The organism is Chryseobacterium lathyri (genome assembly GCF_030812195.1).
In the GTDB taxonomy this organism is placed as follows: Bacteria; Bacteroidota; Bacteroidia; order Flavobacteriales; family Weeksellaceae; genus Chryseobacterium; species Chryseobacterium lathyri_A.
The window spans coordinates 1,818,609-1,842,238 of the sequence record NZ_JAUSSF010000001.1; the positions used below are offsets into that span (position 1 = coordinate 1,818,609).

At 38.8% G+C, this 23,630-nt stretch carries 16 protein-coding genes; 2 read left to right on the forward strand and 14 right to left on the reverse strand.

Annotated elements, in window-relative coordinates; genetic code table 11:
* Positions 1–35: 35 nt before the first annotated feature.
* The 12 genes from J2T03_RS08180 to J2T03_RS08235 all read right to left on the reverse strand — a co-directional run bounded on the left by J2T03_RS08180 (position 36) and on the right by J2T03_RS08235 (position 16,292).
* A complete protein-coding gene (locus J2T03_RS08180) occupies positions 36–539 on the reverse strand; it encodes a hypothetical protein (RefSeq protein ID WP_307210586.1) in 504 nt (167 codons plus the stop codon).
* Between the two features lie 34 nt (positions 540–573).
* Positions 574–1,395 (reverse strand): helix-turn-helix domain-containing protein, encoded by an 822-nt coding sequence (locus J2T03_RS08185; RefSeq protein ID WP_306844242.1) that lies wholly within the window; start codon positions 1,393–1,395, stop codon positions 574–576.
* A gap of 16 nt (positions 1,396–1,411) precedes the next feature.
* Positions 1,412–1,816, reverse strand: coding sequence for a GlcG/HbpS family heme-binding protein (locus J2T03_RS08190; protein WP_307210589.1), 405 nt, complete (start codon positions 1,814–1,816; stop codon positions 1,412–1,414).
* Positions 1,817–1,887: 71 nt separating this feature from the next.
* Positions 1,888–2,679, reverse strand: coding sequence for an SDR family oxidoreductase (locus J2T03_RS08195; RefSeq protein ID WP_307210592.1), 792 nt, complete (start codon positions 2,677–2,679; stop codon positions 1,888–1,890).
* 409 nt (positions 2,680–3,088) lie between these two features.
* Positions 3,089–3,931 (reverse strand): SH3 domain-containing protein, encoded by an 843-nt coding sequence (locus J2T03_RS08200; protein WP_307210596.1) that lies wholly within the window; start codon positions 3,929–3,931, stop codon positions 3,089–3,091.
* Between the two features lie 16 nt (positions 3,932–3,947).
* The gene (prmA, locus tag J2T03_RS08205) at positions 3,948–4,775 is read right to left on the reverse strand and encodes a 50S ribosomal protein L11 methyltransferase (protein WP_307210598.1); all 828 of its coding nucleotides are present in this window, start codon (positions 4,773–4,775) and stop codon (positions 3,948–3,950) included.
* 238 nt (positions 4,776–5,013) lie between these two features.
* The gene (locus J2T03_RS08210) at positions 5,014–5,727 is read right to left on the reverse strand and encodes a 3-ketoacyl-ACP reductase (RefSeq protein WP_306844237.1); all 714 of its coding nucleotides are present in this window, start codon (positions 5,725–5,727) and stop codon (positions 5,014–5,016) included.
* A gap of 289 nt (positions 5,728–6,016) precedes the next feature.
* Complete coding sequence (locus J2T03_RS08215; protein ID WP_307211088.1) at positions 6,017–7,582, reverse strand: calcineurin-like phosphoesterase C-terminal domain-containing protein; 1,566 nt, start codon at positions 7,580–7,582, stop codon at positions 6,017–6,019.
* Between the two features lie 57 nt (positions 7,583–7,639).
* Positions 7,640–9,085, reverse strand: a complete 1,446-nt coding sequence (locus J2T03_RS08220) for a SusD/RagB family nutrient-binding outer membrane lipoprotein (protein ID WP_306844235.1) — start codon at positions 9,083–9,085, stop codon at positions 7,640–7,642.
* A gap of 11 nt (positions 9,086–9,096) precedes the next feature.
* Complete coding sequence (locus J2T03_RS08225; protein ID WP_307210600.1) at positions 9,097–12,069, reverse strand: SusC/RagA family TonB-linked outer membrane protein; 2,973 nt, start codon at positions 12,067–12,069, stop codon at positions 9,097–9,099.
* Between the two features lie 331 nt (positions 12,070–12,400).
* Entirely contained in the window at positions 12,401–13,147 is a 747-nt protein-coding gene (locus J2T03_RS08230) for a glycerophosphodiester phosphodiesterase family protein (protein ID WP_307210603.1), read from the reverse strand.
* A 61-nt stretch (positions 13,148–13,208) separates the two neighbouring features.
* Positions 13,209–16,292, reverse strand: coding sequence for a TonB-dependent receptor (locus J2T03_RS08235; protein WP_307210606.1), 3,084 nt, complete (start codon positions 16,290–16,292; stop codon positions 13,209–13,211).
* A gap of 238 nt (positions 16,293–16,530) precedes the next feature.
* On the opposite strand from J2T03_RS08235, the gene ligA reads away from it, so the two are divergent.
* Both ligA and J2T03_RS08245 read left to right on the forward strand, forming a co-directional pair.
* Positions 16,531–18,537 (forward strand): NAD-dependent DNA ligase LigA, encoded by a 2,007-nt coding sequence (gene ligA, locus J2T03_RS08240; protein WP_306844228.1) that lies wholly within the window; start codon positions 16,531–16,533, stop codon positions 18,535–18,537.
* Positions 18,538–18,868: 331 nt separating this feature from the next.
* Positions 18,869–21,337 (forward strand): DUF7619 domain-containing protein, encoded by a 2,469-nt coding sequence (locus J2T03_RS08245; RefSeq protein WP_307210609.1) that lies wholly within the window; start codon positions 18,869–18,871, stop codon positions 21,335–21,337.
* 54 nt (positions 21,338–21,391) lie between these two features.
* Here J2T03_RS08245 and J2T03_RS08250 read toward each other — a convergent pair whose 3' ends face one another.
* Positions 21,392–21,853 carry a hypothetical protein gene (locus J2T03_RS08250; protein ID WP_307210612.1) on the reverse strand — a complete coding sequence of 154 codons (462 nt, stop codon included), beginning with the start codon at positions 21,851–21,853 and terminating at the stop codon, positions 21,392–21,394.
* Positions 21,854–21,909: 56 nt separating this feature from the next.
* On the reverse strand, positions 21,910–23,625 hold the full coding sequence (locus tag J2T03_RS08255) for an ATP-binding protein (protein ID WP_307210615.1): 1,716 nt from the start codon (positions 23,623–23,625) through the stop codon (positions 21,910–21,912).
* Positions 23,626–23,630: the final 5 nt, after the last annotated feature.

Consider the following 23,630-nt stretch of genomic DNA (forward strand, 5'->3'; position numbering starts at 1 on the left):
TCATGATCTGTAGCTTTACATTACTTTTTATATGTTTAACCCAATAAATTACTTTGAGATAAGGCCTCTAAATAAAGCTTTAACCGGCTATGCAAGAAAACGTCAACGATCAGCAAGCCGAAGAACATCAGAGCAAAACCAATGAATAAGCCCTGGAAGTATTCCTGAGAAAAGCCGAAATAACCTAATATCGACAATGTAAGTAAGGCTGTCCATAAATATTTGGTTAGGGTATAACTCTTATCAAAGCCTTTAACTTTTTCGTATTCCTGTTTAAAGATCAGGGAAGGATTCTGATGATACAGTTTTTCCATTTCGGCAGGATATTTAGGCTTTGATGACAGCAGAAATCCTCCATACGCCAAATTCAGGACAACCAAAAGGCCAAGCGGCAGGATCATTCCTTTCTGCAGATAGTTTCCATTTTTTATAAGTGAAAACAAGACCGGTACAACAACTAATAGGGAGATTCCCATCATCCATTTTCCCTGTAAAGCATCTCCCTTAGCCCACACTGTTACATGCTCAATGAAATTCATGTTATTTTGATTAAAACGGTTGACGGCTGTTATTTTAAAATTTATCATTTTTTTTAAGATCAGAAGTGGTAACGCCATATTTTTTCTTAAATGAATAATAAAAATGTGAAAGGTTTTCAAATCCAAGATCTAAATAGAAATCCACAGGTTTTCGCTCGAGATATTTAATCTGATAGTATGCTTCCTCAAGCCGTCGTTCTTGAAGCCACTGTTTAGGTGTTGCATTAAATACCTTCCTGAAATCGCGTTTAAATCCAGAAAGACTTCTGCCTGTTAGTTTTGCAAATGTCTCAACAGAAACATTAAACATGTAATTCTGCTCCATAAAATCCCCGAGATCTATTTTGTACGGCGATGAAAAATCAAACAAAACCTGTTTAAAATCAGGGTTGGATTGCAACAACAGTTCTATAGCTTCCCTGATTTTCAGATCTGCCAACCTTGGTGTTGCTTCTTTTTTCTTATTGATGTATGGTGCAAGCGAGATAAAATAGCTCCGGAGGAAATTGTCAGGCTCAAAAAACAATCTTTGTGTCCCGGTATATCCACCTTCTACCTCGATTTTATTTTCCAGCGCATATTTATTCAGAACCTCTCTATCTAGCGTGATAGAAACAAATTTATACTCTCCTGACTTTGAAGGATATTTTGTAGTACGGATCAGCTGATTTTTCCTGATCAATACAATTGTATTTTCGGGAACTACTATTGATCCGCCCGGATATACCGCATTTGTCTCTCCTGATAGCTGAAACCCCAATAAGTGTTCCGGGATAAACTCTTCATCCCCTCTTTGCTTGCTGAACTGGCAAGAATATACCAGCCTGTCAAATATTATCTCCCTTGTACCTTCCATATTTCAAAATTTAATTTCAGGAAATAGAATCAGCTCCGGCCATTGCAATTTCTTTATCCTGCTCTGTGGTTCCCCCTGAGGAAGCAATTGCCCCAATTATCTTCCCATCCTTATTTTTGATCACTACTCCTCCAGCAATCGTCAAAAGTCCATCATTGGAATTTAACATTCCATATCCATGCACGCCTGCACCGGAAACAATAGTACCCATAATATCACTATCAACGCCGAACATTACAGCTGTTCTCGCTTTTTTAACCGCAAAATCGATGACACCGTAAACACTGCCGAGCCTGGCAAAAGCTACCAGATGACCACCTGTGTCAACAACAGCAAGACTTACAGGGGTTTTTAAGGATTTCGCTTTTTCTATAGAAGTATCCAAAGCTTTTGTGGCTTCATTATATGTAATATTCATCATAGTTTTGTTTTTTAATTAATGTATAAAAATGCGCAAATTGTTTAACATTTGCGCATTGAAGATGTTCCGTATTAACTTTTTGCAGTCCAGGCCTCTATTTGAAGCTGTTTTACAAAATCTTCTGTTTCTTTGGGATGCAGATTTCTGAAATTGCTGTTGTCATCCAGGGCAACATTCACGATCACGTCTGCCATTGATTGCGGATCTAGTTGATTCGCCAATGATTCTGCCGTACCATCAAAAACCGAAGGTGGTGTGAAATTAGTTTCTGGATTGTACCAACGGAAAATAGTATCGACACCACGATCATTAAATCCAGTACCAAATACTCCGGGATTACATGTGGCAATCTTGATATTGAATTGGGCCAGTTCTGTTTTCAAACCTTCGGCAATTGCTTCCATGGCGTGCTTTGAGGCGCAATAAGCAGCAACGTAAGGTACGGTCCACAATCCTCCCATTGATGTGGTAAATACAATTTTACCCGGCTTTTTTTGGTCAATAAATTTTTTAATAAAACCTTGCGCCAGTTCCAGACCGCCGAAGACATTTACATCAAACATGGAGCGGATAAGATCTATTGGTTGTTCAGCAATAGGTCCGCCTTCCATGATTCCTGCATTACTGATCAAGATATCAATATCATATTTTCCCAAGATATAGGCAATATCCCGGGAATTGGTAACATCTAATTTGTCAACAATAAGGTCTACGCCCTGTTCTTTAGCTTCTCTTATCAGATCACTCATTTGAGGATAAACTTGTGAGGTAGCAATAACTTTGTGCCCTTTTTTAGCCAAATCAAAAGCAGCTATCTTTCCAAACCCACTTGAAGCCCCTGTAATTAAAATTGTCTTGTTCATCTTTTTTCGTTTAAATGTGATTAATTATGTTACATACCTAATAATGTTAAGTACTATCGCAAGGTACAGGTAAATTAAACCTATCAGTCTTCTTCATACGTCCAATTTCATAATGCTGTAACGTTCATGTTTCTAACGAATAAATCCGTTGTTCTTTGGGTCATTATAAAATGGCAGAATCATAGAGTTATTAAAATATTTGAATTATTTGCTAAAAGATGGTTCAAATCCCTTCCTAATCTACAGCCTTCGTAATATTCCACCATTTGATCACGACTTTTCATCTCTGCTTCAGATTCTCCTTTAGATACACAATAATCACGACAAAAAATTGCAGTGAATAACCAATGACTATAAAAAAGCCACCGTAATTTTATACGGCAGCTGGTTTTATTAATCAGTTTTGGATTTATTTAAGCTTATAAGAGCTTCCATTCCAGAGATATGTTTTGGAAGAACGCTTTTTCTTTTCTCTACCCTTCTCATCTTTTTCCATTTCCTCCATTTTAAAAATAAAAGCATTAGGAATTCCATTTTTATCGTTTGGAAATACAAATTCCTCGGAATGATAGTATACATCGGCATCACCCACATTGGTCAGCTGTGGCAGGGCAACCAGTTTTTTATCTTTAAAAAGAACATACTGGTCATAGCTCGCAATACCGCAGGCTTCGCCGGAAACCATCGCTTTAAGAGTTAGCTCTACATTCTGGAGCTTATGGCCGCTTTCAATGGTAAATGTGGCATAGCTTAGCTCCTCCCCGCTTCCTGTATCAAAATATACTTCATCAATCAAAGTATTTCCTTCCATCACTTTTATGCCTGCGATATTCTGCTTTACGAGTTGATTATATTCTTTATTTTTCCGGTCTACTGTTTTCGACAATCCAAAAAGGAAATCGTAGCCGTTTTTGTTTCGGTAGCCGGCACATAAATTTCCGCCCCAGATATACCCTTCTGAAACCAAATCTCCCTTCTGATAAGACACCTTATACCAGTTGGCTCCTCTTTCGCCCAGCCTGAGCACTGTTTCTTCCTTTTTAAGGATCATTACCTGCTGATTGGTCTGCAATGAATCCGTTATTTCAGCGGTTACATCTGGCTCCTTTCTTACTCTGGTCCAGTCTGTAAAAATTTTCTGGGCTTTATTTTCTTCAAATCCGAAAATTCCATCAGGATACACCATTTCGTTATCCTGCGCCGAAAAAAGCTGCACCATCACCAAAAATAAAAGGCTGAGTAAAAATCTCATATTCCTATTTGTTTCATTATTTTTCCAACAATAAACTTACCCATTCTTCACGCTGCAGCTTCTTTTTCAGCTCGAGTCCGCTTTCTTTACAAACTTCAAGGATATCATCTACATCAAAGAAACACAATCCGGACAACAGCAGCTGCCCACCTTTATTCATTACAGAAACATAGGTCGGAATATCAGAGATCAGAATATTCCTGTTGATATTGGCAAGAATAATATCAAAATTCTCTTTTCCTAAATTATCTGCAGTCCCCAATTCGATATCCAGTTCCACACCGTTTCTGGCAGCGTTTTCTTTTGAATTTTCCACAGACCATTCATCAATATCGATTGCCTTTACATCTCCGGCCCCCTGCTGCTTTGCATAAATAGCCAATACCGAGGTTCCACATCCCATATCAAGCACTTTTTTACCGTTGAAATCGATATCCATCATTTGCTGGATCATCAGGTGTGTCGTAGGGTGATGTCCTGTTCCGAAAGACATTTTAGGCTGAATGATAATTTCATGCATTCCCGGTACAGAGTCGTGGAATTCTGCCCTGATGAGCACTTTATCATCAATATTGATCGGTGAAAAATTCTTTTCCCATTCTTCATTCCAGTTGATATTCGGCATTTCTTCGAAAGAATAGGTGATCTGTACATTTTCATTTTCAAAAAGCGGAAGTGCCTTAAGTTCTTCTTCTTTAAACTGTTCTTTCTGGATATATCCTAAAATTCCGTCAATTTCTTCTGTAAAGCTGTCAAAACCTATTTCGATAAGCTCTGCCATTAATATCTCGTTCCATGGCTGTAATGGAGAAATCTTGAAATTGAATTCTAAATAATTTTGCATGTGAGTCAATAATTTAGTGCAAAAATAGGGATGTTATTATTGTTAAAAAAATTGAAGTGCTATGAGTATTGTATATTTTGAGGATAATACCTTTTGTTTTAATGGCAAAGGCTGGTGCAATTTTATGTTTGGCTAAAGCCGGACATTTGTGTATTAAATAATAGAAGCGGGCTTTAGCCCGCTTCTATTGAATATTTATTGTTAAAGTAATACAGTATTCCATGCAACCATCAAATTCTTATGGATTTGTGGAAAAAATAGAACCGTTGGCAATCAATGCTCTTCTGTTCATCTTCAAAATATCCCTTACCCATTCTGCAAAGTCTTCCGGCTGAAGCACTTTATCCGGATTTCCATCTGTAAGTCCTCCCTGAATACTCATATCGGAAGCAATCGTGCTTGGCGTCAAAGTAATGACACGGATGTTCTGCTTCCTCCATTCTGCCATCATCGACTGCGACAGAGAGACTACTGCGGCTTTGGATGCTGCATAAGCTGACATGTTTGGACCGCCTTTTAAACCTGCCGTAGAAGCAACATTGACGATATCTCCTTCACCGTTAGCTTTTAAGAAAGGATAAACCGCTTTAGCCGCATAATATACTCCGAATAAGTTGGTCCTGATTACCTGTTCCCAGGTCTCGGAAGACATATCTTCAATACTTCCAAAATCTCCGATTCCGGCATTATTAATCAGAATATCTACGCTTCCCAGCTGTTTCGCAAGAGATTCAATACCTGTTTTCACTTCGGATTCATTATCAATACTGAAAACAGCATAGGCCGAGTTTACTCCGAGCGCTTTAATCTCTTCAACCGTACTTTTAAGATTCTCTGCATTTCTACCGGTAACAGCAACATTCACTCCTTCATTAGCCAAAGCTAAAGCAACCGCTTTTCCCAAACCTCTTCCACCACCTGTTACAATGGCATTTTTTCCGTTTATATTCATAATATTATTGTTTCGTGAGACAAATTTACGAAAGAACATTTTTAAAAGGCCGGCAGAATATGGATTTAACGGAATTTTAATAGCGGAATTAAGCTTATATATTTTAAACCACAAAAGGCACAAAAGCTTTTGGCCAATTAAGTTTTCTGAAGTGAAATGCTTTGCAAGAAAGAATTTCACACAAGATCCAGAAATCTGCTTTAAACTGTAAAATCTCACAAAAATAAAAACAAAACCGGCTTATTATTAAGCCGGTTTCTTATTGAAAGTATAGTAAGAAAATGAAAAACTATGGAATAAGAACAGGGTTCTGTACCTCGAAGTCTTCGGAAGCAGTAAACTGATTCCCATACATATCTGCAGCTCTCACATCAAGTTTGTGTTTTCCCAATGTAAGCTTTTTAGGAAAACCTATGGTCCAGATATGTTTTGCCATTTCAGGATTGGAAGGTCTTCTTCCCGGAAATAAATTCTGTGTAGAATCCCACTTGAATACGGAAAGGGCAAAATTGGGGTCTACCGCTTCATCGTAAACCATCTCTTCCCAGGCTCCGTTATCTATCCTGTATTCCACTTTATCCTTTTTGCTTCCCATAAAGAAGTTGGCAAGGATCTTTGCTGAAGTTTTTGACGGATAAGGAATCACTTTCGGAACATATAGTTTGATCTGATAATCCTCTGGTTTTCCTGCGGTTTTGTACTTAACTTTATATTGATTATCATTGAAGCTGATGAAAGAATACCCTTTTGCTGTTCCGTCCCTCATGGTTGAGGTAGGAAGTCCGGCATCGTCAGGAGTTCCGGAATACCAGTCTCCACAAGTAGTTCCTACATTGTATTCATGAAGGTCCTTTACGCCGTTCCAACCCGCTTTTTTGGTATAGAAGATCTGCTGCTGGATATGAGTATGTGCTGATAAAAGCAGAACATTTTCAAAAGGGTTCAGAAAATCAAATAATTTCTGACGGTCTGCATTTCTGAAATTATCTTCGTTGTTATGCTCCAATGGAATATGGAAAGAGATGACGATCAGCTTGTTTTTATCAACCAGTTTAAGATCGTTTTCAATAAATTTCAGCTGGTCTTCACGGAACCCGCCCCAATAGCCTTTTCCGTCTCTCGGATCGGGATACAGAATATCATCTAAAATAATAAAGTGAACATTTCCATGATTGAAAGAATAATTAGCCGGGCCGAAATTATTTTCAAAGGTTTCATCCGAAAATTGATCTTCTTTGGCATCGTAATTCATATCATGATTTCCCATCACATTGTACCATGGAAGCCCAATCTCCTTCATCACATCCGCATAAGGTTTCTGAAGACTCAGATTATCGCCCACAAGATCTCCAAGACTGATTCCCAATACTGCATTTTTCTTGGTATTTTTCACTTCATTTACGATCCCTCTTTTAAAATAATCCAGCTCTTTTTCTGTATAAGGCTGTGGATCTCCGAAAACAAGAATATCAAAATTTCTGCTTTCCTCTTTTTTATAAAGTGGGAAATTCAGCTCTTTTGGAAGATTTCCTGTTGGTGCCGTTCCTTTGTATTTAAAATCAGCAGGTGAGCCTTTTGGCTTGTGATGATGATAAAATTGAGGCAGATTATTGCTGTTCAAAGCCGTCTGATATCCTGAAGGTTTGATCACAAAGATGGTTTGGTTTTCCTGAACAGGTAAGCTGTACCTACCGCTTTTATCGGTGAGAACAACCTGAACTCCATTGGAAACCGCAACACCTTCAATCCCTTTTTCACGGTTTTCTTTCTTTTGGTTCCTGTTGTTATCTTCAAACACATATCCTGAAACAGAATCCTGAGAGAACGCCATTGCTGACATCAGCACGCATGGCATTAAAAATTTTATATTAATACTCATTTCTTTTTCTTTTTTTTTTATTCTTTATTAATTTTACTTGTTCCACCACATTTTCACATTCACATCATCTCCTCCCATCTGCTGAACTGCAGCCTGGTAATTAGCTGTATTCAGAACTTTAGGATTAGGCGGATACATTAATCTAAGCGGCATGGCACCGCCATTTAAAAGACCTCCATTATTCGGAAGTACAGGATAGCCCGTTCTTCTTTTTTCAAACCATTGCTGCTGATCTACAAAGAAAAGCGCTACATACTTCTGAAGCATGATTCTTTCCATTTCAGGCTTATAGGCAACATTGGGATTGCTGAAGTAATTGACAGGAACTACTGCTCCCCACTGTTCTATTGCCGCTTTTACCCCATTCTCATAATAAGTCTGTGCACTCCCCTGAATAATTCCTTTAAAGGCAAGCTCAGACAATATAAACTGGAGTTCAGCATAAGGATACATAAGGATCTTCAGAGGAGCTTTGGCAAGGTTCTGATTAAGATTTGAAGGCTGATAATCGAATGTGGTTCCAAAGGCATAGCCAGAAGGTGCGCCCTTATATCCTATATTGACATTGTTCAGATCTTTTGCCTGCGAGAAAAACATGGCCAAACGCGGATCGTTGTTTGCTTTCAATGTTGTAACAAAAAATTCGGAAGCAGCTCTTCCTGTAGTAAAGTCCTGAGGTCTGGCAATAGGCGGCATCAGAGGGGAAACTCCTGTGATGTCCAGTTTAGCTCCATCGGCATTGCTTTGAAAAATTGGGTATACAGTAGGGTTACTGATGATCTCCTGAATTCTTGCATGAACATTCACCTCGCCATTCTTACTTAAAATTCTTGTCAGCAACCTCAAGGAAAGAGAATTGCAGAACTTTTTCCAATTCGTGATTCCATTCGCATCAGATTCAGCTTTGTAAAACAGGTCATTTCCTGCAAGCACTTTATTGGTGATAAAAAGAGAATTGGCCGTTTTCAGATCATCCAGCAGTTTTACATAAATATCTTTTTGCCTGTCAAATTTGGGCTGCAAAATTCCTTCATCAAGTTTTGAAGCTTCAGAAAAGGGAATATCGCCATAGGTATCAGTCAGATTGGAATAGATCCATGCGTTCAGAACCAAAGCAATGGCTTCATAGTTTTTATCTCCTTCTTCAACAGCTGCTCTTTTCAGATCGTCCACCTGCTTCAGCCACCTGTAGGAATTATTCCAGAATCCTGCCCCTGTATTTTCGGTGATGTAATAACGGCTCAGCGAGTTTCCTTCGTTCGGAAAGTCCAGAGACACCTGCATAAGGTCGAAAGTAAAATCATTAGCCCTGTTATAGCCTACTGCAGCCATATTATACTGAACAGGAGCCAGCAGAGAGCTTGCCACCGGTTTATTGATCCGGCTCTGGTCTTTATTAATCTCATCAAGGTTTCTGTCACATGACACGGCAGTTCCTAAAAGCATGAGAAATGAAGATATATAGATAAGTCTTTTCATTGTTCTGATTTTTAAAATTTAACATTTAACTGTATTCCGACTGTTCTTGAAGCAGGCAGCTGCCCCATTTCTATTCCCGGAGTAATGGTAGAATCATCCAGCGTTGCTGCTTCCGGATCAAACAATGGGAATTTTGTCCACATCCAAAGATTTCTTCCAAATAAGGCAAGCGTTATATCGGTAACCTTCAAAGGATCAATAATTGATTTCGGGAAAGAATAAGAAATCCTGGCGTCTCTAAGCTTGATGAATGAGGTGTCGAATGAGTTCGTTTCCACATTGGCTCTCCTGTAATAATCTGAGTAATATGTAGGAACAGGAACTCCTTTGGTATTCGGCGAGAAGCTTCCATCTGGGTTCTGAACCACGCCCTGACCTACGATCAGACCATTCGGATTATCTCTTCCCCAGAGCGTATGCTCCAGTTTCCCCTGCTCGGACATTTTGTGATGGGACTGGGAATAGGCTATTCCTTTATATTGTCCGTCAAATGAGAAGCTTAAGGTAATATTCTTATATTTAAATTCATTCTGAAGACCGGCTCTCCATTTCGGATAGGCATTTCCTATTTTTTTCATTTCTGTAGGCTTAGCCGTCAGTCCGTCACTACCATAAATCACCTGTCCGTCCGGAGAATACATCAGGCCGTAACCGTACATGTCTCCCAGCGAACCACCCACCACAGCATTGTAATACACCACACCGCCTACACTTCCAATGGTATAAGGTTCACCGTGGAATTCTTCAGGAAGGGAAAGAATTTTATTCCTGTTCATAGACCAGTTGGCGCTGACATTCCATGAGAAGCTTTTATTTTTTACCGGGTAAGCATTCAAGGTCATTTCAATTCCTCTGTTTCTGATTTCCCCTGCATTAATGATCCTTTTATTATAACCTACTTCATATAGTACCGGGATCACAATGGTCTGGTCTTTGGAATTATTTTGATACGCTGTGATATTGTAGGTTAATCTGTTCTTGAGAATTGTGAAATCCATTCCTCCTTCAATATTCGTGATCATTTCCGGTCTCAAGTCCGGATTGGGATACAGCAGCGGAGATTCCACGGAACCTGCAAAAGAGCTGTTTTCATAGTATTTATCCAGCATGTAGTTGTAGGTATCGTTCCCTACTTTCGACCATGACAGTCTGAGTTTCCAGAAATTGAACTGATCCGACTTCATTTTGAATATATCAGACAGGATAAATGATGTAGAAACCGATGGGTAAAAATAAGATCTGTTGTGTTTAGGAAGCGTACTGCTCCAGTCGTTTCTGGCCGTCGCATCTACAAAAACAAGATCTTTATAACTGAAGTTCGCCAGTGCATAGGTACTGTTTACCTGGTTGTCATTAGGCTTCGGAAGCTTATTGTCTAAGGCTATTGCATTGGTCAGCTGATATACGCCGGCTTTATTGAGGCCTATCGCTCTGTAATCATTCATGGTCTGCTCGTAATACCTGATATTTCCTCCGGCTGATGCGGTTAAGCCAAAGTCTCCGAATTTATTTTTATAGGTAAACAAAATATCATTATTGAGATCTAAATATTTGATATACTGTTCCCTGTAATAACCTTTCAGGTAGTTGGCAGAGCTCCATGGCCTTCTTTGTGTACGGAACTCATTGCTCCATTCCAGCCCGGATTTGAAGGCTACATCAAAGTTTTTTGCAAACTGATAGTTTACGTTAATATTTCCGGTAATGATCTTTTTATCTGTGGAATTGAGGTTTTCGTAAGCAATAACATAAGGGTTATCGATATATGAACTGAAAGGATGGATCTGGTCTACCTGTTCCTGTCCGTTCTTCCAGATAGGTCTGTACCACGCAAGATCTACGTTTGGATTCTGAAAGATCATGAAATATGAAATCGACTGATTGTTGTACCCTGTAGCCGGAAGGTTATCACTTTTGGTCTGGCTGAAGTTCAGTTTGGTTCCAACCCTTAATTTACTGCTCATTTTATGATCAACAGACACTGCTGCATTCAGTCTGTCAAAACCTGTATTTGGCATCATCCATTCATTTTTAAGGTAAGAAAGAGATGATCTGAAGGCAGTGTTTTCATTGGAATGTTCTAATGATAAACTGTTTGAATAGGTAGTTCCTGTCTGCCAGAAATCTTTGATGTTATTTTTATAGGGTTTCCAAAGTTGTCTTTCTTTACTTTGCCCCTGTACCGAGGGATCGTACTGAAAGTAATACTGCCCGTCAAATTTCGGTCCGAAGGCACTGCTGGTAGAACCGGTATTCACTCCGTCTGCCGAAGCTCCGTAAGAGTAGTAATAGTTCCCGCCTTTGTCTTTCTGCATGGTTCCCTGCCCGTATTCATACTGGTAATCCGGCCATTTAAGAACACTGTCAAAACTGGTATATGAGTTCAGTGTGATCTGGACCTTTCCTTTTTTTGTTTTTCCGGATTTCGTGGTGATCATAATGGCTCCTCTGGAACCTCTGGAACCGTACAGTGCAGATGCACTCGGTCCTTTAAGGATGGTAACAGATTCAATATCATCCGGATTGATGCTGTTGTAGCTGTCACCATAATCGATTGGAAGGTCGCCTCCTGAACCTGCACCGTAAGCTGAAGTTCCTGTTCCGTTTCTCCTGTCGCTTAAAGGAACGCCATCTACAACGATCAGGGCTCCGTTATTACCCATATTCATCGAAACGTCTCCCCGGAGTGTGATACGGCTGGTTCCCAGTGGTCCCGCCCCTGCTGTCTGAACTTTCAGACCGGCCACTTTTCCTTCCAATGCCTGTGCCCAGTTGTTATTCTGGGTTTTGAGGATTTCTTCTGACTTGACGGTCTGGGTAGAGTATCCTAAAGACTTATCCTGTCTTTTGATCCCCAAAGCGGTTACCACCACCTCATCAATGCCTTTAACAGTATCTTTTTTCGCTTTCTGCTGAGCTGCCAGATTGACGCTGACTAATCCAAGCAGCGACAAAACCAGCAGTTTTTGTGTCTCTTTACGCATATCCTTTTTGTTTGCGCAAAATTAAAACGACATTATGGCTATGGTTTTAACACCACTTTAACATTTATTAAAATATTATTAAACAAATTATGAACATAAGTTTAACGGATCAATTATATGACTGATAAACAGAAACTTACATAATTAATGATTTTTAATACCGTTTTATATCTTTATTAGCATACCTTTATTGCCTTTCTCCGAAAAAATAAAATATTACACATCAACAACCGACTACCAGGCCACATAGAGTTCAAACACAAAAAACCTGTTCCTAAAAAGAAACAGGCTGTAAATTTCAATATTGGCTTTTTCTTTCAGCCAAAATCTGTTATTTATTCTTTAGCTGATCAGGAATATTGGTGGTAATAAAACCTATTCCCTGATTTTTCAAATCCTGATAAACTGCCGGATCATTTACTGTCCAGGCATTTGTGATTAATCCCAATGCTTTCGCCTCAGAGATCCATGTCGGGTTTTTCTGGAAAACACTGTAGTGATAATCCATTCCGTCAAGACCTTCCTTTTTGATCTGTTCAGGAGAAAGCTCTCCGTTCAGGTATTGTACTTTGAATTTCGGCTCCAGCTTTTTGATCTGTTTGCAGATATTCAGACTGAAGGAAATATATTCACTCTGCCCTTCCAGTTTCATATCCCTGATCATCTTAAGGGTTTTCTGAGTGATCTCATTTTCTATTTCCGGAGTTTTAGCGGGCTTTATCTCAACAATAAGTTTTAAGGAAGGATCTTTTTTGCCCTGCTTCAGATAATCTTTTAATGTAGGAAACTTTTCACCATTCGACAGCTTCAACGCTTCCAGCTCTTTGAAAGTGGTTTCAGAGATCTCCATTTGACCATGATGTTCGTCATGATTGATCACAAGAACACCGTCTTTGGTCATTCTTACATCAAATTCCGATCCGTATATCTTTAATTTCTGGGCATTTTCTAAAGATTTAATAGAATTTTCCGTGGTAGGCGGCTGCGCCTGGAAATAGCCTCTGTGCGCGATAATCTGGGTTTGTGCCTTCATTATGACTGTGCTTAAAACTGCTAACCCTAAGATAAATTTTTTCATAATACAATTGGATAATTAAATAAAAAACTTAAAAACGTTTGATAAAGGTAATGTTTAATTGTTAAAAGCTGTATTTGGCTCCGATCTGGATCTGATAAGGATTTCCGGAAAGAGGTGCCAAACCGCTGGTATTTTTAACGTATTCAAACTGTCTGGTCGCCTGATTGAATTTGGTTACCCTGTACAGCGACATATTACCATAAGATTTATTCACACCCCACTCTTTATTAAGAAGGTTCGCCAGGTTGAAGATATCTACAGAAAGCTCAAATGCACCGATCTTTTCAAATTTAAATTTCTTCGCAACACGAACATCCCATACTCCGTAAAAGCCGTTTTTACCACCGTTACGTTCTGCAATAGTATTGTTATATTTTTCAACATAATCTTTCAGTGCCTGCCCAACTTCCGGATCATTAAGAAGCGGCTGGGTAATAATTTCCGGGAATATGTAAGCAAGATCGTTAGAATCCACGAAATCACCGTTAATATTTCCTCCTGCAGTTACTGAGAAACGTGTTCCTCCGATCCCTGAATATCTTACTCCCAATGTAAATCCTGCAATGGTAGGTGAGTTACCGTAAACCACGATCTTGTTTCTGAACTGGTTGTCAGAATAGCCCATTCTTAAATCTCTCGGATCACCCTGAACCGGAGTAGACAGTGTTGCAGAATTTGCTACATTTCCGTTATATGAGGTATTATCTTTGATGTCCGACCATGTATAACTTGCCGTGATCTCGCCATCTTTCCAGTAACGGTAACTGGTATCCACCACGAATGAGAACTGGTTCACTTTTCCATCGCTTACAAGCTCAAGCACTCTTCCAAAGTTTTTATTGATTCTTCCTTCTTTCCAGTCGATACTCACACTTTTATTATCATTATTGATGATAGTAGATGCAGGTACATATACTCCTCTTCCCCCTTCATTGGCTAGAGTGAATAATGGGTTAGCCTTCATGTTTCTGTCATAATAGAAGTAATTGTTTCTTCCCAGCGCCATATATCCGGCAATTCCTGCTCTGAATCTTTCGTTAAAAAAGTGTGTATAGGAGATATTTGCTTTATAAACAATTGGAATCTTTGCATCTTCTCCGGTGTAATTGATTGTTGGGATCTGATACTGTGAAAGTGAAGGAACCGTTCCGTAGTCATTTCTATATCCTGGAAAATCAGGAGTCAGACCGATCGTACCGGGGTTCACATCTACCGTTGCCAAATGTTTTCCGTCAAAAACAAGGTTATTGATCACCATATAGTTGTTGATATCGGAAGAGAAGATTCCCGCACCAAATTTTAAGAAATCTTTATTCTCTTCATTGATATTCCAATCAAACTGAAATCTTGGCTGAATAACAAAAGACTTGATCTGATTATCCGTTCTGATTCCCATTTCATCAAAAAGCTTTTGATTGAATTCAGCTTTCGGATACCCTCCGTAATCAAATCTTAATCCTGCCATAAAATCAAGACCTGTTGCTATTTTGGTCTGGATCTGTCCGTATAATCCTGCATTCCAGATACTGGATTTTACAGATGGGTCGTCCATCAACGGTACTTCCCTATAGAATCTGTAAGGAGTGAGGTTGTCGAAATTCGTCATTCCCTGGAACTGGAATCTTCCGTTTACCTCGCTTCCGTAAATAGATTTTGATCTGGTATACATCAAATCTGCCCCAAAAGTATATTTAATCTTATCCGTATTGTAGTATAAGTTATCTACAATCTGGAATACATTATTCCGGAAACCTTCCTGAGCAAAACGATGCCCTCCAATTTGGATATTGGTTGATCCAACACTGGAAGCAACGCCTTCTACAACAGCTCTCGGAACCGGATGTCCCAACTCATTGTTTTGGTAGCTGTCCTGGAAAGTATATAAATATTGTGCTTTTAATTCATTCGTAAGGTTAGGCTTTAGGTTTGATCTTAAAGTTAAGAGTAAGCTATTGTCAATATTTTTATCATTTCCGTACGATTCGAAGAAATTGATCGCGGTATTGTCTCCCAATCCGTTTTTATTAAGATCGTAGGTAAAATTATTCCTTAACGTCAATAAGTTTTTTTCATTGATCTGCCAGTCTAAACGTAAAAACCCTGCATCAGAATTTCTTACTTTATCAAATGAACCGAACTGAGGTGAATTTCCCACTCCGTATTTTTTTCTTGCTATGTCAAGGAACTGGTTCAGCGTCTCGGTTGTTGTATTAAATCTCTTCTCGTCGTCTTTCGATTTGATATCCGCAATGATCAACGGTCTTGAATCCAGCTGATGATCCCATGCCACGAAGAAGTGTAATTTATTTTTAATGATCGGTCCGCCTAATGAAAATCCGAACTGGGAAGTAGAGAAATCATTCTCCCTTTTGTTTCCTCTGATGTCATACGGACTGGAAAGCCAATTGGTTCTTAAATATTCCCAGGCACTTCCTGAAAACTTATTCGTCCCGGACTTGGTAACAGCGCTTACCGTTCCGCCGCCGCTCCTCCCCAATGTCACATCATACTGGTTGGTGGTGATTTTAAATTCACGAACAGCTTCTATGGAAATAGAGAAAGGCGCCCCACTTCGGCTGGTGGTAGATCCTGCAGAGGTAGGATTTTTAGCCGTCATCCCATCAATCGTAAAGTTGGTTGAAGATCCAAGCTGCCCGGAAAGGTTTCCGCCTTTTCCGCTTAATGGGGATAATTCCGTAAGATTGGTGAAGTTTCTTCCGTTTACCGGAAGCATACTGATGTTCTTCGCTGAAATTGCAGTAGCCGCTCCAAGGTTTCCAATCTTGTTTTTAAGGTTTCCGGTGATCACTACTTCTTCAATCTGCTTTTCTCCGTCTAAACTCATGTTTACAGTAACCTGATCTCCGAAGTTGACGTTATATCCTTCTTTTTTCTCCTCGTTCACGATCACCGTATATGGTCCACCCAAAGGAATTTCTTTGAAAATATATTCCCCTTTCGAATTGGTCTCCGTTTCCGTCCTGAACCCTGTTGACTCGTTCACGATCGTTACTTTCACTTTTTCCTGAGCAGTACTGCCCAGTCCGGTTACTTTTCCCACAATAGAAGCCTGCGTAGTCTGCGCATAAGCCAGTGTTCCAAATCCCAAAAACAATAATCCTAGTACAATCTTTACTTTTCTCATCTTTTCAAATTAGATGTGCAAAGGTATTTTGACTTTCTGAACCATCTGTTTAAGGGAGTTTTAACAAATTTTCAACTAAATCATAACATTCTGTTAAATTAATTTAAACAAGTGTTTTAAGATAATCATTATCAGTATTTTAAATAATATTACAGCTTTTTAATATTTCCAGAATATTTAATTATGGTATTTTTTAATGGAATTAGTTTAGCTATTTTTGCTCAAAAGATAGAAAGCAATGTCTGAAAACATACAGCAAAAAATAGAACAGCTTCGTAAAGAGCTTCATCAGCATAATGAAAACTATTACCTTCTGGACACTCCTACAGTTACTGATTATGAGTTTGATATGCTCCTGGAACAGCTCCAGGATCTGGAAGCAAAACATCCGGAATTTTATGATGAAAATTCTCCTACGGTTCGTGTAGGCGGCGGTATTACCAAAGTTTTCCCAACGATTCAGCATAAATTCAGAATGTATTCCCTGGACAATTCGTATGATTTTGACGATCTTGAAGACTGGGAGAAAAGAATTATCAAAACCATCAATGATCCGGTGGAATTTGTTGCAGAGCTGAAATATGACGGTGCTTCTATTTCCATATTGTATGAAAACGGAAAACTGGCACAGGCCGTAACGCGTGGTGACGGTTTCCAGGGCGATGAAATTACATCAAACGTCCGCACGATCTCTGATATTCCCTTGACACTGAAAGGTGATTTCCCGGCTCATTTTTTCATGAGAGGCGAAATTTATCTGACCCGGAAAAACTTCGACAAGATCAATAAACTTCGTGAGGAGGAAGGTTTGGATCCTTTTATGAACCCAAGAAACACGGCCAGCGGAAGCTTAAAAATGCAGGACAGCGGAGAGGTAAGAAAACGCGGACTGTCTTCGGTACTTTATCAGTTTATTTCTGAGGATGTTCCTGCACAGAGCCATTGGGAGCTGCTTCAGAAGGCACAAAGCTGGGGGTTTAAGACTTCACAGCAGGCAAAACTATGCAAAACAATGGATGAAGTGAAGGAGTTCATCAATTTCTGGGATACGGAACGGCATAATCTTCCTTTTGAAATTGACGGAATTGTTCTAAAAGTGAATTCTCTACAACAGCAGAGACAGCTGGGCTATACAGCAAAATCACCAAGATGGGCCATGGCCTACAAATTTAAAGCTGAAAAGGTTGAAACTGAGCTTCAGAGCGTATCTTATCAGGTGGGGAGAACGGGAGCGATCACTCCGGTGGCTAACTTAAAGCCTGTTTTACTGGCCGGAACCATTGTTAAAAGAGCTTCTCTTCACAATGAGGATATCATTAAAAAGCTTGATCTGCATGAGCATGACTTTGTATATGTGGAAAAAGGCGGTGAAATTATTCCGAAAATTGTCGGCGTACATACCGAAAAAAGAACTTCTGAAAGTAAGGAAATCGAATATATCAAAAACTGTCCTGAGTGTGGAACCGAACTGGTGAAAATTGTGGATCAGGCCATCCACTTCTGCCCGAATGAGCTTCACTGCCCGCCACAGGTTGTGGGAAGAATGATCCATTATGTATCCAGGAAGGCCTTGAATATTGAAAATTTGGGAAGTGAAACAATAGAGCAGCTATACAGGGAACGCCTGATTGAAAATCCTGCAGACTTTTATGCTTTAACGAAGGAACAGCTTCTTCCGCTGGAAAGAATGGCTGAAAAATCGGCACAGAATATTATTTCAGGAATAGAAAAGTCAAAAGAAATTCCGTTTGAAAAAGTTCTGTACGGAATCGGGATCAAGCATGTGGGTGAAACGGTTGCCAAGAAGCTGGTGAAAAATTTTGCTACCATTGATGAGCTTAAGAATGCTACCGTAGAAGAGCTTTGCCAGGTAGAGGATATTGGTGCGAAGATCGCCGTAAGCATTGTAGAATTCTTCAACAACCCGGAGAATATCCTGATGATTGAGCGTTTGAAATCATATGGTGTGCAGCTTGAAAAGGGAGAAAGCATGAATGAAGTCCTGTCCAATATTCTGGAAGGGAAAGCTTTCCTTTTTACCGGGAAATTGTCCCTGTTCACAAGAGAGCAGGCGGAGGAAATGGTGGAAAAACATGGCGGAAAAAATATTTCTGCAGTTTCTAAAAATCTTAACTTCCTTGTGGTAGGTGAAAAAGCCGGAAGCAAGCTGAAAAAAGCCCAGGACATTGGTACAATTACAATTCTGGATGAACAGGAGTTTCTGGATTTGATAGAGAAACACTAATTTCTTCAGCAAATAATACAAAAACCATTGAAACCGGGTTTCAATGGTTTTTGTATGCTATTTATATAAATGTATGTGCATATAATCTTTTAAGAACTTATGTAAACTTTACAAAGTAAATAACTTAAGTGTCAAAAAGCTTTTGTGATGGTCCCAGAAATGACCAGTTCAATTTTAAAATAAATAAAATTACTATAAAACCAATATTTAAATAAATTATTTAAACAAAAACAATAAAAACAAACATTATATAAAACAATAAAAAACAAAAAGTAATTATTTTTCGTAATATAATTTTTTATATATTTATAAAAACAAATATCACGTAACTATGAAAAAACTTTACTTTTTTGTGCTCTTTCTGGCACATTTATCTGTTGTAGCCCAGATTGTTAACATTCCGGACCCTCAATTTAAAGCTAAACTGCTTTCCGGAACTGCCACCAACCATATTACCCAGGATCTTGCAGGCAACTGGATACCTATGGATCTTAATAACGACGGCGAAATACAGCTTTCCGAAGCAGCCAATATCAGGGATATCACAATCTACAGTCCAAATGGCAACCAGTTCCAGATTTCCTCCATTGAAGGTGTAAAATCTTTCACTAACCTGGAATATCTGGATGTATCCGACTGTCCTAGCCTGCTTTCTGTAGACATTAGCGGTATGCAAAAAGTAAAACTGGTAAGCTTTACGGATAACATCAATATGACTTCTGCCAATTTTACAGGCTGCCCTGTCCTGGAGAACATCAATGTATCAAATGCTAATATTGTCAATCTGGATATTTCAAACCTTCCGAAAATGAATGTATTAACCTGTACGGGAGGAAAAGTGCAAACCATTAATTTTACAGGAAGTACAACGATTAAATACTTACTTTGCAGCAACAATAATATATCCAGTATTAATGTAAGCTCACTCGCCGACCTGTATAGATTTAATATTTCCGGAAATTTATTGACAAATCTTGATGTAAGTAATTTAACGAAACTTGAAGATCTGGTATGCTCAAGCAATCAGCTTACTTCGATCAATCTTCAGAATACACCTAAATTAAAATCACTTGAAGCCAGTTATAACAATCTGCCAACCCTTGATCTAAGTCAGAGTCCGATCTTAAATTATCTGAGAATGTTCAACAATCAGCTTACAAGTATTGATCTTTCAGCTGTTCCTTTACTGCAGACGCTTTTCCTGAATAACAACCAGCTTACTTCTCTTGATATCAGTCATAATACAATCCTGAATTCATTCAGTGTTCCCAACAACAATTTACAAACCCTCTTTATAAAAAACGGAAGGCTTACAAGCGTATCTTATCAAAACAATCCCAATTTAAGCTATATCTGTTGTGATGATTTGGAAATCAATCAAATTATTGCTTCAAATAGCTCATATGGCTATAACAATGTAATAGTAAACTCTTATTGCTCATTCACCCCGGGCGGAACTTTCTACACCATCAAAGGTAATACTAAATATGATCTTAACGGAAGCGGCTGCGATCCGACGGATCCCAATAAAGCATTACAGAAATTCAATATTACAGGCAGCGGAACTACAGGAAGTATCATAAGCAATCAATCGGGAGACTATTCTATTCCGGTTCAGGCAGGAACGCATACAATAACTCCTGTTCTTGAAAATTCTACGTACTTCAGTATATCACCCGCTTCTTTTACCGCTAATTTCCCGATGATGACGAGCCCATTGACTCAAAATTTCTGCATCACGCCCAATGGCTCCCATCCGGATCTTGAAATTGTAATTATTCCGCTGGATTCTGCAGTACCAGGGTTTAATTCAGATTACAAAATCGTTTTCAAAAATAAAGGAACCACCATGCAGGCCGGGACTGTTGGATTCAGCTACAATGACAATATTATGGATTTTGTAAGCTCTACTGTAATTCCTGATTCACAATCAACAGGAAATCTTGTCTGGAATTTTACAGGTCTTCTTCCCTTTGAAACCAGAGAAATCAAAGTTAAATTTGAATTGAATACTCCGACCGATACTCCACCTGTAAACGATGGTGATATCCTGCATTATACAGCACAAATCAACGGGGCTCCGGATGATACACCTGCAGACAATACCTTTACCCTGAACCAAACGGTTGTGAATTCTCTGGACCCGAATGATAAAACCTGTTTAGAAGGAACAATGATCGCACAGACCCAGGTGGGAGATTACGTTCATTACCTCATCCGGTTTGAAAACAAAGGCACTGCCAATGCCAGAAATATTGTGGTGAAAGATGAGATCGATACTGCGAAATTTGACATTTCTACCTTGACCCCATTAAGTGGAAGCCACAGTTTTGTAACGAGAATGACCGGAACGAATAAGGTTGAATTTATTTTCGAAAATATACAGCTCCCGTTTGATGATGCCAACAACGACGGATATATTTCTTTCAAGATCAAAACAAAGTCTACCTTGACAGTGGGTGAGGCATTCAGCAATACCGCGAATATCTATTTTGATTATAATGCACCAATTGTTACCAATACATATACTACTACCGTAAGAGGTGTACTGGCAACTGCAGAAATTAAATCTGGCAACGAGAATATAAGCATTTATCCAAATCCGGTACAAGATATTCTTAATATCAAATCCGGTGATGAGATCATCAAAGCTGAAATTTATGATGCATCAGGAAGAATTCTTAATACGAGAAGCGTAAAAAGTAATTCTGTAAATGTTTCCGAGCTGGCCAAAGGAAACTATATCATTAAACTGTTTATTAAGGACAAAGTAATGATCCAAAAGTTTATCAAAATTTAAACTAATAATCATATTTATATCTGCAGAGCTGTGAAATTTTTTTGCAGCTCTGTTTTATTTGAAGACTAGAATCGTGTAGTTATCTCTCGCAGTTTTGGGCTGAACCATTCTGATCTGCGCCTTATCTTTAAGGTAATCAGTATAGCTTTCGCCGGTAAGGATTTTCCCTTTTCCTGTCTGTTTATAGCCTGCTGCATGAATTGCCTTTAAATAGGCATCATATTCTTTTTTGTCTTTAAACTGAAACTCTATATTGTCCTGAGATATATTCTCAGTATATTCAAATTTTCCAATTTTGTAAGTATAGCCGGGGCTATCGTATTCATAAAGAATAAATGCGGGACTTTCTGTTTTATCGTAAAAAGTATATTTCTGTTTTTTAATTTCTGTTTTAAAAGCTGCCATATCAAGTGTATTGAACGCAGCGAGTTCTTCCAGCTTAAATGCCTGTCCGGAGACGTGTGATTGAAAAAGAATGAAAAGCAGGAATAATAGCAGATTAACAGATGTTTTCATGATTGATTTTCTTCTTATTATTTTATACAAATCTAAAAGAATTTATTTAAAATCTTTTATGCCATCGGCAATCTGAAATAAAAAGTACTTCCCTGATTTGGCGCACTCTTCACTCCTATCTCACCGTTTTGCTTTTCTATAAAATTTTTAGATATCGCCAGGCCCAGCCCTGTTCCATTCTGTTGTTCTCCCGGAACCTGGAAATAGCGGTCGAAGATTTGGCGATGGTACTTTTCATCTATTCCTCTTCCGGTATCAGTAATACTGAACTGAATCATTGAATCCTCTTTTTCTACCCTAATACTAATATTTTCATCCTGAAAAGAATGTTTAACCGCATTGGTCAGGAAATTATTGATCACCCAGACCGTTTTGTCAAAATCAGCACTAGCAAAATCATTATCCCCGATAAGATATTCGGTATTGATCAGAATATTCTTCTGTTCGGCCAGCTTTTCAACATTTTTTGCAGCAGCCTGCACCATTTCTTTCGGGGAACATTTTTCAACGGTCAGGCTAATGTTTCCGGTTTCCACCTGTGACAAATTCAACAGTTCTCCGGTGATATTTAATAACCTCTGGCCATCGTCATTGATGCTTTTCAGTAATTCTTTCTGCTGGTCATTCAGCTCTCCGAATTTCTGGTTTCCGAGCAGCTGTACGCCCATTTTTATAGCAGATATTGGTGTTTTAAGTTCATGGGAAATGGTAGCAATGAAATTGGTTTTAGCAAAGTCAAGTTCCTTAAAAGGTGTAATATTTCTCAAAAGAATCACCTTCCCGATATATTTTGTTTCCTTCTCCCCGGTTTTTACAATATTAATAGGAACAATATCCTGCTCGAAATAATTTTCTTTATGATCACGGACGATCTTAATCGGCTCTTTTACCGGATGATCAATGTTCTTCAGCAATTCACGCATTAAATCGTTGTTAACCGCTACTTCATGAGCTGTTTTACCGATGATTTCTTCTTTATGGAGATTGGTGATCTTCAGGGCTTCATCATTGATCATATAGATAAAGTGGTTCTCATCCAGCCCAATCACTGCATCGTGCATATTATTCACCAGCGTTTCAATCCGTTTTTTATCCATCAGCTGTTTGGAAAGGCTGCTGCTTTCGTATTCCTGAAGTTTTTCTGCCATCGTATTAAAGGAATCTGCAAGACTGTTGAACTCTTCACTGCCTTTGAAATGTACCCTTTCATTATAATTTTTAGCAGCAATCTGCCTGATACTGAATGTAAGCTGGTTGATGGGTTCCGCAATGGTCTGTGGCAGGTTAAAAAGCAGGATAAAAGCGATCAGGAAACAAACGGTTCCCAGACTTACAATCCAAAAAGTAGCATTTTCAGCAGTAATTATCGCAATGTCACTTTTCCTTTCAATGCCTTTCATATTCAGGGACATGATTTTGGCCAGATCTTCCCGGATAAGCTTCTCTTTTTCCGGAGAAGGCTGCTTAAGATAGCTGTTGAAATGAAGGTTCAGGCTTTGGGTAGCTTCTTTTTCACCAAATTCGGTAAGATTTTTCTCCTGCAGCTTATTGTTTTTCTGAAAATCATTCACTGCAACAGCACTGTCTGTGTTTATTTTATCCAGGGCCAACAACATATTTTTGGAAAACTCCAAACTGTTGTAGTTTGCAGTAAGGATTTTTTCAGTGTCGGATTTCAGCTTATTGATATAGACAGATCCGATGACCGACATGAGAACGATCAGTAAAAATAAAAGACCTACGCCTAAGGTGAGTTTTGTTTTAAGTTTCATTACTT

Bases quoted from the DNA above. Each gene is read 5' to 3' on its own strand.
- J2T03_RS08255 (WP_307210615.1), bottom strand. From the start codon at position 23,625: ATGAAACTTAAAACAAAACTCACCTTAGGCGTAGGTCTTTTATTTTTA.
- J2T03_RS08210 (WP_306844237.1), bottom strand. From the start codon at position 5,727: ATGAATATAAACGGAAAAAATGCCATTGTAACAGGTGGTGGAAGAGGT.
- ligA (WP_306844228.1), top strand. From the start codon at position 16,531: ATGTCTGAAAACATACAGCAAAAAATAGAACAGCTTCGTAAAGAGCTT.
- J2T03_RS08215 (WP_307211088.1), bottom strand. From the start codon at position 7,582: ATGCCATGCGTGCTGATGTCAGCAATGGCGTTCTCTCAGGATTCTGTT.
- J2T03_RS08225 (WP_307210600.1), bottom strand. From the start codon at position 12,069: ATGCGTAAAGAGACACAAAAACTGCTGGTTTTGTCGCTGCTTGGATTA.
- J2T03_RS08220 (WP_306844235.1), bottom strand. From the start codon at position 9,085: ATGAAAAGACTTATCTATATATCTTCATTTCTCATGCTTTTAGGAACT.
- J2T03_RS08185 (WP_306844242.1), bottom strand. From the start codon at position 1,395: ATGGAAGGTACAAGGGAGATAATATTTGACAGGCTGGTATATTCTTGC.
- prmA (WP_307210598.1), bottom strand. From the start codon at position 4,775: ATGCAAAATTATTTAGAATTCAATTTCAAGATTTCTCCATTACAGCCA.
- J2T03_RS08230 (WP_307210603.1), bottom strand. From the start codon at position 13,147: ATGAAAAAATTTATCTTAGGGTTAGCAGTTTTAAGCACAGTCATAATG.
- J2T03_RS08195 (WP_307210592.1), bottom strand. From the start codon at position 2,679: ATGAACAAGACAATTTTAATTACAGGGGCTTCAAGTGGGTTTGGAAAG.
- J2T03_RS08200 (WP_307210596.1), bottom strand. From the start codon at position 3,931: ATGAGATTTTTACTCAGCCTTTTATTTTTGGTGATGGTGCAGCTTTTT.
- J2T03_RS08190 (WP_307210589.1), bottom strand. From the start codon at position 1,816: ATGATGAATATTACATATAATGAAGCCACAAAAGCTTTGGATACTTCT.
- J2T03_RS08180 (WP_307210586.1), bottom strand. From the start codon at position 539: ATGAATTTCATTGAGCATGTAACAGTGTGGGCTAAGGGAGATGCTTTA.
- J2T03_RS08235 (WP_307210606.1), bottom strand. From the start codon at position 16,292: ATGAGAAAAGTAAAGATTGTACTAGGATTATTGTTTTTGGGATTTGGA.
- J2T03_RS08245 (WP_307210609.1), top strand. From the start codon at position 18,869: ATGAAAAAACTTTACTTTTTTGTGCTCTTTCTGGCACATTTATCTGTT.
- J2T03_RS08250 (WP_307210612.1), bottom strand. From the start codon at position 21,853: ATGAAAACATCTGTTAATCTGCTATTATTCCTGCTTTTCATTCTTTTT.